Source organism: Bacteroides sp. HMSC067B03, assembly GCF_001811315.1.
In the GTDB taxonomy this organism is placed as follows: domain Bacteria; phylum Bacteroidota; class Bacteroidia; order Bacteroidales; family Bacteroidaceae; genus Bacteroides; species Bacteroides faecis.
Genome location: NZ_KV804282.1, coordinates 1 through 10,031 on the forward strand (window position 1 = coordinate 1; position 10,031 = coordinate 10,031).

At 42.7% G+C, this 10,031-nt stretch carries 5 protein-coding genes; all 5 read right to left on the reverse strand.

Features of this window, described 5'->3' with window-relative positions:
- Nucleotides 1-207: 207 nt before the first annotated feature.
- The 5 genes from HMPREF2794_RS03165 to HMPREF2794_RS03185 all read right to left on the reverse strand — a co-directional run bounded on the left by HMPREF2794_RS03165 (nucleotide 208) and on the right by HMPREF2794_RS03185 (nucleotide 9,803).
- Entirely contained in the window at nucleotides 208-2,544 is a 2,337-nt protein-coding gene (locus tag HMPREF2794_RS03165; protein WP_240053070.1) for a right-handed parallel beta-helix repeat-containing protein, read from the reverse strand.
- Nucleotides 2,545-2,800: 256 nt separating this feature from the next.
- Nucleotides 2,801-4,468, reverse strand: a complete 1,668-nt coding sequence (locus HMPREF2794_RS03170; protein WP_010535753.1) for a RagB/SusD family nutrient uptake outer membrane protein — start codon at nucleotides 4,466-4,468, stop codon at nucleotides 2,801-2,803.
- Nucleotides 4,469-4,486: 18 nt separating this feature from the next.
- Complete coding sequence (locus HMPREF2794_RS03175; RefSeq protein ID WP_070750897.1) at nucleotides 4,487-7,816, reverse strand: TonB-dependent receptor; 3,330 nt, start codon at nucleotides 7,814-7,816, stop codon at nucleotides 4,487-4,489.
- 316 nt (nucleotides 7,817-8,132) lie between these two features.
- Nucleotides 8,133-9,152 (reverse strand): FecR family protein, encoded by a 1,020-nt coding sequence (locus HMPREF2794_RS03180; protein ID WP_022301651.1) that lies wholly within the window; start codon nucleotides 9,150-9,152, stop codon nucleotides 8,133-8,135.
- 63 nt (nucleotides 9,153-9,215) lie between these two features.
- Entirely contained in the window at nucleotides 9,216-9,803 is a 588-nt protein-coding gene (locus HMPREF2794_RS03185; protein WP_022301652.1) for an RNA polymerase sigma-70 factor, read from the reverse strand.
- Nucleotides 9,804-10,031: the final 228 nt, after the last annotated feature.

Here is a 10,031-nt window from a genome sequence, read left to right on the forward strand (position 1 = left end):
AGTAGATGATTATCAACTGCTGATTCGCATCATTAATGATTGTTTACTATAAATACGCACAAATATACTTAAAATGTTGAGTTATAGGAAGGGGAAAACTAAAAAATATGCACACACCCATTTCTCCATAGATATCTTTATGTAATTCCTGATACCGCTTTTCGTCAGGGATTACATAAAGATTACTTGCCGGATAGAAAAAAACGGTTAATCCAAAACTAAAGAGATCTTCAGCTTCTGTTGGTTTCTAAAACATTCCAATAGCAATGTCTTTTTCCATTTATATTTATTAGTCAATCGCATCAATGTTTCTACAGAATCAATATCTTCTCCGTAAATTGAATAGATCACGTCATTTTCTTTCAATCCCGCATCCTGCATATTGACGGCATTATCCATTTTTAATACAATACATCCTTTTTCATCAGGCAGGCCATAAGCTGAACGGTCTCCTAAACCACTGACCAATCGGACTTCCGCTTTTTCCCACAAATAGGTCTGATTGGTATTGGAGGAATCCGAAACAAGCAGTTCGGAAAGTTCGGGCTTTTCAGCCTTCCGTTTCAAACGGGGGGAATACACTCCGAAACCATTCTGGGGAATATTCTCAAAACCAATCTCAAAAGCTTGGGAAGTATCCGGTAGAGTCAAATTATAATGTTGATAATCGACAAAATGGAGTATTCCGCTTGTGCTATGTGCGTCGGTATCATCCTTTTGCACTTGTTTCAAAGCATTCTTCGAAGAGAAAAAGTTATAATCCACCATCTTCCCCCAACTTTTCAGCTCAATGGGAAGATAGGCTTGCGTGAACACGTTGCGCCGGATGATATCACCACAATTCTGAAACCATAAATGGGGATGCAGGGTATTGTTTATCAGGATATTATTCTCCACGATGCGGTTGAAACCTTCGCGTAGTTTGATTCCTCCACGCAAACAGACATTCCCGTATATATGATAGTTCGAACTGCCATCATCCAAATCTATATCCCAGCCGTGGTCGCAACGGAACCTGTTGTAACGGATATAAGTAGTGAAAAGGGCATCCAGTAAAACCAGTTCGGGATGCTCTGCAACCATAAGACTCATTTTTTCATAGGAAGGATGCCAGAAACGGTCTCTTCCCCACGAATTGAACGCCCCGTGGTCACTCGTTTCCAATACAGTGGCAAACGCATCGTTATATTCGATGACATGTCCTCCGAACGAGCCGTCTCCGATATTGATAGCAGCCCTCGGAACCCGGTATATGGTATTATGGCGTACGTTGATTTCTCTTGCCACTTGAATCTGAATGCCCGCCACCTGCTTCTCCACTAGTCCGATATCATGGATAAGATTGTCTTCCACAATACACCGGCGGGGATAAAGTTCATTTTTCGGGCCGGGTATTTTGTCCATCAACTCATAAGGAACGGAGTGCTCATATTTAAACACTCCCGAACGTACGGCGGAAGTATCTCCTACGATACATATTGCGCTCGCACCAATCTGATGGATATAGTTTCCCTTGACAACACAACCGTCGATGTGGCGGCTAAGAAAAATGGCGTTACCGCCCAAACCGGTAAATTCGCAATCCTCGATGCGGCAACGCTCCGCATTTTCTATAAAAACGGCTGCTCCCCGATAAATAGCCCAGTCACTGCGCAACAACGGCTCATAGTCCGCCATGAAAGTACGGGAGGTTTGGCTAAAGCAAATTCCTCTTACCGTCACGTCACTGGCCCGGTCATTTTCAATCCCTTTAATCTCAATCAGACTTGGGATCTCAGCTATTTCAAATATCTCATTATCTATATTTTCATCTGGATATGGATAGTAGTACAAATATCCGGCTTTTCCATCCAGAAACCACTCGCCTGGTGCATCAAGCTCCTCGTATATATTTTCCACAAACCGGTATTTGTCATGCATATTGGACGGACGGTTATTCTGATATCCGCCCTCAAAAAGAATACTTTTGTCGTCTTTTCCTGTAATTACATAATGCATATCCCCCCAGTCCCTGGCATGCAGCGCATGGATAAAACCGCCTCCGGGAGATTTCCATCTCTTTACACGGGCCGGTGCAAGCGCATCGGCAGCCGTTCCATTGAAGATAGTGCCTTCTTCAAAGTTGGGGTAACGGGCAAGAATCCTTTTTTCTCCGCCCACAAACAACTGGTCACCCTTATCGGCTTCTGTCTTGCTTTTCCATATTCCGTTTTTCTGCTTCACCCATTTGAGGGAAAGTTTCCTGGCTCCGCTTAAAACAACCGGTTCGTTATTATAAGCTGACAGCGTAAGTCTCTTATTCTTCCACTCGCCGGCATCAACAACCAGGGGAGTGTCCAGATAATACTTTCCTTCCCGAATATAGATATGGATTTCACGCTCAGCGGAAGCCTTTCCTCTTTCGAGAGCTTCATGGATATGTAACAAAGGGCTGTTCAATGAACCGTCGGCCGAGTCATTTCCGCCGTGAGAGACAAAATAAGTTTGTTGCCCCATCGCGAAAGTCGCCATAAAAGGTAGGAATGCCAGTAATTTAGTCTTCATAAGTCGAAATAATTGGTTGAGGATATAGAACAAAAGTATCACTTTTAAATGATACCCTTGTCTTTTTTTATCAGAAAAAATCAAGTTTCGCAAGTATTCCGCATAGTTTCTCCTCCTTCTGGAAGGAGGAGAAACTGTAGGGGAGGTGGTAGGTGAAAAAAAAGAGTTTACCTTATTCCCACAGGCATATCCCTTGAATATACCTACCACGAATCCCTGATATGGAATAGGGGGGTTGCGAAACTTGAATTAAAAACTAATTCCAACCCGGATTTTGCTCGTAATGACACCGGTCTTTCTCGTCGGTCGGAAGCGGGTACAAATACGATTTATCATTCCATTTCCTGGTAGTGGCGATGCTTGGATAAACAATGATATAATAGTCATCGTCCACAGCGATGTTATTCAAGGAAGAAGGGTCAGCATATTGGGAACGCAACTCATCAGTCAGTTTCATACCGCGTATTGTCTTCACGCCTTCAATCAGTTTGCCCGCTTTCCAACGGATGATGTCATTGAAGCGGAATCCTTCACCGACTAGCTCAATCCGACGCTCGCGGCGAATCTCATACAGCAGCGGAGCCACAGTGTAGCCGTAATTCACAGCATTGGGGTCTGCATCTGGATTCGTTGTGAGATGTGGCATCCCGACACGGTCCCGGATCAGGTTGATGGATTTATCCAATTCTGCTATTGTCAGGCTTCCTGTCAGTTCATATTTCGCTTCGGCGTAGTTCAACAACACCTCGGCATAGCGGAAGATGAAGAGATCCAAATCACTCTTATCGGCGTTGAATTGAGCAAGATCACTGGAACGTCCCTTGATGTTCCAGTATCCTGTGGAGGTTCTGGAGGTACCAATGGCAGGCAGATTTACTGCTAAATCCGGAAGCGTCATGATAAATCCCGGAGTCGCTATAGTTTGCGTATAACGCGGGTCTCTGCCTTCGCACTCTTTTGCGGGAGTCGAGTCGTCATAAGGATGGCTGGTAAGTCCGATAGGTTTCCCGTCGTCCAAAAACAGATAGCTGTCCACGAAGTCTTTGCTCATGCCGGTATTGTTTTCGCTGGCTTGACGGGTATAATTATGGGTATTCTTATCCGTAATGTATGCCCTGTAGAAAATAGCTTCGGGGTTCGACCTCAGGTCTTTCTGGATGAACAGGTTCCTGTAATCCTCGTCTGTATTTCCGGTGGAGTAAATGTCGTATCCTGCGTCCATTAATTCCTCAGATGCTTTCACGCAGGCATCAAGATATGTATCGGCGCCTTCTATGTTGCGGTATTTCCTGTAAGTTCCTTCCCATAAGCAAATGCGTGACATCAACGCGCGGGCTGCATCCTTATGCAAACGTCCGGCTGCCGCCTGGTTTTTCTCGGGAAGGTTGGCGACGGCGAATTTCAGGTCTTCCAATACCACCTCATCCATTACTTTCTCCCGTTTTTCCCGCGGACCGTACAACTCTTCCGAGTTGTCATCCAACGCTTTGAGAAGTAACGGCACATCACCGAAATTAACGACTTTATACCAATAGAACAAAGCCCGGAAGAAACGAACTTCTCCGGCATACCGTTCTTTGAACGAGGTCTCCGCTCTTGAATAGTGTTCTAAAAAGTAATTACAACTACGGATGTTAGCCCAGTCGCCTGAAGCCCAACCCCCTCCGCTCCCGGGAACAGTATACGTTCCGGCAAGGAATGTGTTGATATTCTGAGGGACCATATTATCGGAATTGTTGTCATTATCCATTCGCTGTACGGGTAAACTGCCATAGAACTGATTGGCATAATAGATCAGGTCGTTCTCCGTTTTAAAGAAGGTCGGCTCGCTGAACGAATCCTTAGGGAAACGATCCAGATAATCGTTGCAACTAACCGTCAACAACGTTACCGCCACCAAAATCGATTGTATAAGGTATTTCATTTTTCTCATTTTTTTAGGTTATAAACTAACTTGTACGCCGAAGGAGAACGCCCTGTCTAACGGATAGTCTCCCTTCCTGTCTGGTTGTTCGGGATCGTATGACTTGATCATCTTCGTGAACTCGAACAGGTTTTGTCCTGTGAAGTAGAACCGCAGGCTGTTGATTCTCACTTTGCTCAGCAATGCTTTCGGGATGCTGTAACCTAAGGTTAATTGCTTCATACGCATATAAGCGCCGTTCTGCAAATACTTGGTCTGGCTTTGGAAGTTTCCTCCTCCTCCGAAACGTTGTCTCGGATAATAGGCATTCGGGTTGTCGGGTGTCCAGTAATCCAACTGTTCTGTGGTCGGTGTTCTCCATTCATCGGTAAATCCCCAGAAATAAGCTCCGCCTAACATGAGATCTCTTTTACCTACCCCCTGCATCAAACAAGAGAAGTCGAAGTTCTTGTATTCGGCACTCAAGCTGATACCATAGTTATAGCGTGCGGTATTGTTACCGATGATTTTTCGGTCGCCCGGGTCCTGCAACTTGCTATGCCCTTTGCTGATGATATCCTTTCCATCTGCTGTCTTGTCACCGTTCAGATTCTTATATCGGACATCACCGGCCAGCCATTTGCCACCCCAGATATCACTGTTGTCCACGCCTGCGGCTTCCTCGTCTGTAGAGTAGAATCCGTCGGTTACAAATCCCCAGATTTCACCAATCTTTTCGCCTACATAATGGTCGCCGATATTACCGTCTGGATTCAGGTCATACTTCGTGATTTTCGCCTGACTGTCTGACAAGTTGAATCCTACACGGTAGGTGAAGTCTTTTCCGATACGGTCGTTCCAACTCACTTCAAACTCGAATCCTTTCGTCCGCAGATCCGCAGCGTTTCTATTGGGCGAACCTGTTCCTAAGATTGCCGGTAGCTTGAATCCGCCTACAATCATATCTTTGGTATCTCGGATGTAATAATCGAAACTACCGGACAGGCGGTTGCGCAATAAGGTAAAGTCGAACCCGATATTCTTTGTTTGCACTTTCTCCCATGTAAAGTTCGGGCTGACCAACCCCGGGGCGTTCACAAAGAGTTGAGACTCGTTTCCAAAAAGATAGCCGGTTTTTCCGTACCCCATCGTCGCTAAGTAGGGATAGTTACCATAATTGCTATTTAACTGCTGATTCGGAAGCTGACCGTAGGAGAGACGGATTTTGAGATTATCGATCACTGAACGCAAAGGTTGGAAGAACTTCTCCTCCGAAATACGGTATCCTACCGAAACGGATGGGCTGAATACATATCGGTTGTCCCGGGCGAAACGTGAGGACCCATCGTAACGTCCGTTGAATTCAATCAGGTATTTCTGGTCGTATACATAATTTAACCGGAAAAAGACTCCAATCAATGCCCAATCCCCTATGCTGCTCGAAACGCTTGGCTTATCGTCGTTGTTCAGCCGGATGTAGGGATAGTCTTGGTTTACCAGATTTTTAACACCTGCGCTGAACGACTCGTTCCGTTTGCTTTCCTGGTTAAAACCAACCATCCCCTTCACATAATGTTTTTGGGCCAAAGTGTTTTCGTATTGCGCATAGATGTTTGTGGCTTGGTAGACATCGTGGCTACTACTTTCGGATACTGACGCCGGTGAGGTGTACGGATACTTGCCTGTGGCATTCGCCTGCTCCGGATCGGTAATGTCTGCTCCCGCGGCAGGTGCTCCGTACTGATCGAATTCTTTCTGATTGAATTTGCTATTGTAGCGGTAGGAGTTCCAGGTGTAATCGCCGACAATACTGAGACCTTTGAACGGACGGAGGGTGAATCCTCCTGTCATCCAGATGTCATCTGAATTGTAGGTGCTTCGTCCGCCAAGGGTAGCAATCGCCAAAGGGTTGCTATTTCCGCCCTGTCCGGAGAAATGTCCGTCTGGGAAATAAACCGGTTGCATCGGTTTCAAGTCGTCAGAGAAGGTGTCGATTGTATTGGTGCCCCACAGTTTAATAGGCTGATCGTCTTCCTTCCGGTTCAGTGACATTTTCATGTTGATTTCCAGCCAACTGGTGACTTCTGTATCCAAGTTCAAGGTGGCGTTGTAACGTTTGAACTCTTGCTTGATATAGTCGGGCATCAATCCGTTTTGCTTGAAAGCTGAGAACGAGGTCATATAAGTCGTCTTCTCGGTGCCTCCGTTTATGGATAGATTGTGTTGTTGTTGTGGGGCGGTGCCGGGATACATCTCCTTTGTCCAGTTCGTGTTCCCGCAATATCTATATTGGTTCGGATTGTTCGGGTCGACATAAACTGCATTCTCCAGAGTCGGGTTCGCCATGTAATTTTTGATCTTCTCGATGTCCAGATCCGTATAGGTTTCGCTTCCGGCAGGTCCTCCCGATAGCCTTCCGCTTTCGGCGGCCGCGCGATACATATCCACGAATTGCAGAGAGTTGACAAGATCGGGAAGGCGGGTCGGTCTCGTGATGGAGTAGTCGTAGGAGTAATTGAATCGCATCGGGGCATTCTTTTTCCCCTTTTTCGTAGTGATTAAAACGACGCCATAGGCTGCACGTCCCCCATAAATAGCAGCCGAGGAGGCATCCTTCAAGACTGTTACCGACTCCACGTCACTTGGATTAATCTGGTTAGGGTCCATTTGAACCCCGTCAACCAAGACCAACGGACCACCGCCGCTCAAGGAGGTATAACCGCGGACGTTGTAGGAGGAGGTGCTACCCGGCCGGCCACCACCATTATTCGTTATCTGAAGGTTCGGGATCAAACCTTGCAATCCTTGCCCCAAATTGGTAAGGGGGCGACTTTCCAGAACTTTCGAATCGATGCTTGAAATGGCGCCTGTAAGATTGACCTTCTTCTGCGTACCATATCCTACGATGACAATCTCTTCCAATGTCTTGCTGTCTTCCTGCATGGTGACATTGATTATTTTGTTATTGCCTATTTTTACAGTCTGAGGCATATAACCCACATAAGAAAATAGAAGGGATTTCCCTACCGGAACGTCCAAGCTGAAATTTCCGTCTATATCTGAAATCATACCTATTGTAGTTCCTTGGACTGTCACGTTTACTCCTATCAGCGCTTCTCCATTATTGTCCGTGATTGTACCTTTTATCGTTTGAAGCTTTCCATTCTCTTGAACTTTCTGCTTATTCTCCTGAGCGGGCATAAGAATTATTTTCTTATTTTCTACCACCCACTTGCTACCCGGCAAAATTTTCTTGAGAATGGCACTGATAGGCTCGTTTTCTACGTTAATCGAGATTTTTTTGTTTACGTCACAATCCGCGTCTTTATAAAAAAAAGTATATTCGCTCTTTTGTTCAATAGTTTTCAATACTTCTTTCAGAGTTTTCTGATTAGCTTTTAAACTAATCCGGGTCGTTTGGGCTAAAAGGCTCCCACTGACAAGCAAAAGTATTACAGGAAATACTAGTTTTAGCAAATGAATATTTCTTCCTGTTAAGAAAGAGGATGAAATATTCCTCCATTCAAATTTATTCATACCTTTGTAATAGATTTAATGTTAATTATTTCGCTTCCGGCTAGAAGCGTGATTAATGAAATCGGAAATAGGTAGATGGGCAAACATTTACCTATTTTTTTCTTTTGTTTCTACATAGTTTTTCTGATTTAAAGGGTTAATACTTACTTTATTTTACTGAGACAATGTTTAAAACATTATCTTTCCAATAATATCGTACAGGGATAATTAATGTCATCGCTTTCAATATTTCATCCAAATCTTCGCCCTTATGAAGAGTGAATGACATGGATAAGTTTTGTCCGATAGAGGAATCACATTCTATATCAATCGAATACCATTTTTTTAGATTCATAACGATATCTGCCAATTTTGCATTATCGAAAGTCAATTCATTCTGTATCCAACTGATATAATTCTCTGCATCTACTTTTTTTACAACAGTCTGCTTGTTGCTTTTGTCATATCTAATCAATTCTCCGGGCTCCAACACTAATGGAACGGGTATTTCTGAACCTGTAACCTTGATTCGACCTTCTGCCAACACAGCTTCCACGCCTTTCTTGTCGGGATAATTCTCTACAGAAAAATGAGTACCCAATACTTCAATATCCATATCTCCGGCATGTACGTGGAAGGGCTTGTTCACATCATGACTTACTTCAAAATATGCTTCTCCTTCTAAACTGATTTCACGTGAAGATTCAGAAAAAGTAGTCGGATATTCGAGTTTTGAATTTGAATTCAGCCAGACAATAGTGCTATCCGGTAAAACAAAACGTCTCTTACTCCCTGAATCGGTTATCAAGTGATTCAAAATGAGAATATCTTTTTTTGTCACATTCCTACCGATATGGTAGAACGTTATTCCTATTATAAATAGTAACGTAAAGAACGCCGCTACTCTTGCTGTCTTATAAAAATTATAGGGAGAGACTATATTTATTTTTTTTTCTGATTCTTTTCCTTTTATCCGTTTCTCCAAGCGCTTGAGTGCCTTTTCCATATCAGAATGAACGGATGAATTTGATTGGCTTGCGAACCATACATCACGAAACTCAGAGTAACTATGCAGATTTTTATCTGACTCCTTTAGCCATGTAAGCAACTGTTCTTTATCGGAATCCGTAGCAGTTCCGTCTAAGTAACGTATAATTATTTCATCAATATTTAATTTGTTGTTTATCATATGTACAATTGCTCTATATTAGTTACACGAATAAAACCGGAAATACCCTCCTCAAAAACGGATTTATTTTGAGAAAAAATCCATGAAGAAAGAAAAAATAAGTAAAAAAGACAATAACTCTTTATATATTAAACATTCCTTCAAACCTTTGAGTACCCTGGAAAGGTACTTTTCCACCGTTTTTTGAGAAAGTTCTAATTGCCTGGCTATCTCTTTAATCTTTAGCCCATGATAACGGCTCAATACAAAAACTTTTCTCACATTTTCAGGCTGCCCTTTTAAATAATTGACTATTTCCTGTTGAATTTCTTTTGCGAATAGAGTTTCTTCATGATTTTCATTTGAATGGTGCGAAAGCTCAAGCCGGGCTATTATAGTGTCTAAGGATTCTTCTTCTGTACATTTTTTACTTTTCAGATAATCTAAGGATTTATTATATATGGCTCTGAAAAGATAGGGTTTTAGTTCACTGTCAAAGTCTATATTATTACGGTTATTCCACAATGACATGAACACATCCTGTACAATATCTTCTGCTAAACAGAAATCGTTAACCAATCGAAATGCATAAGAGCGTAGCATGCTATAATATGATCGAAATAAGTTTTCAATCATTCTCCAATCTGAATCATATCTTTCGCTCTTGTCCATTATGGTATAGTTTATATTGCAAAATTTAACACTGCAAATTAATGAAATATAAATAGAAATTTTATGAAATTATAATAAATGACTAATAATATAACATAATTTTATGTTTGAATATTTAAATGCGCTTAAATCTCTTACCTTTATATAGACAAACTTTTGTTCATGCAAATAGTAACTTGTTCATATTATTAATAAATGATGCGAATCAGCAGTTGATAATCATCTACT

Excerpts from the sequence above, each read along its gene's own strand:
- HMPREF2794_RS03170 (WP_010535753.1), bottom strand. The coding sequence starts at position 4,468 with ATGAAATACCTTATACAATCGATTTTGGTGGCGGTAACGTTGTTGACG.
- HMPREF2794_RS03185 (WP_022301652.1), bottom strand. The coding sequence starts at position 9,803 with ATGGACAAGAGCGAAAGATATGATTCAGATTGGAGAATGATTGAAAAC.
- HMPREF2794_RS03180 (WP_022301651.1), bottom strand. The coding sequence starts at position 9,152 with ATGATAAACAACAAATTAAATATTGATGAAATAATTATACGTTACTTA.
- HMPREF2794_RS03165 (WP_240053070.1), bottom strand. The coding sequence starts at position 2,544 with ATGAAGACTAAATTACTGGCATTCCTACCTTTTATGGCGACTTTCGCG.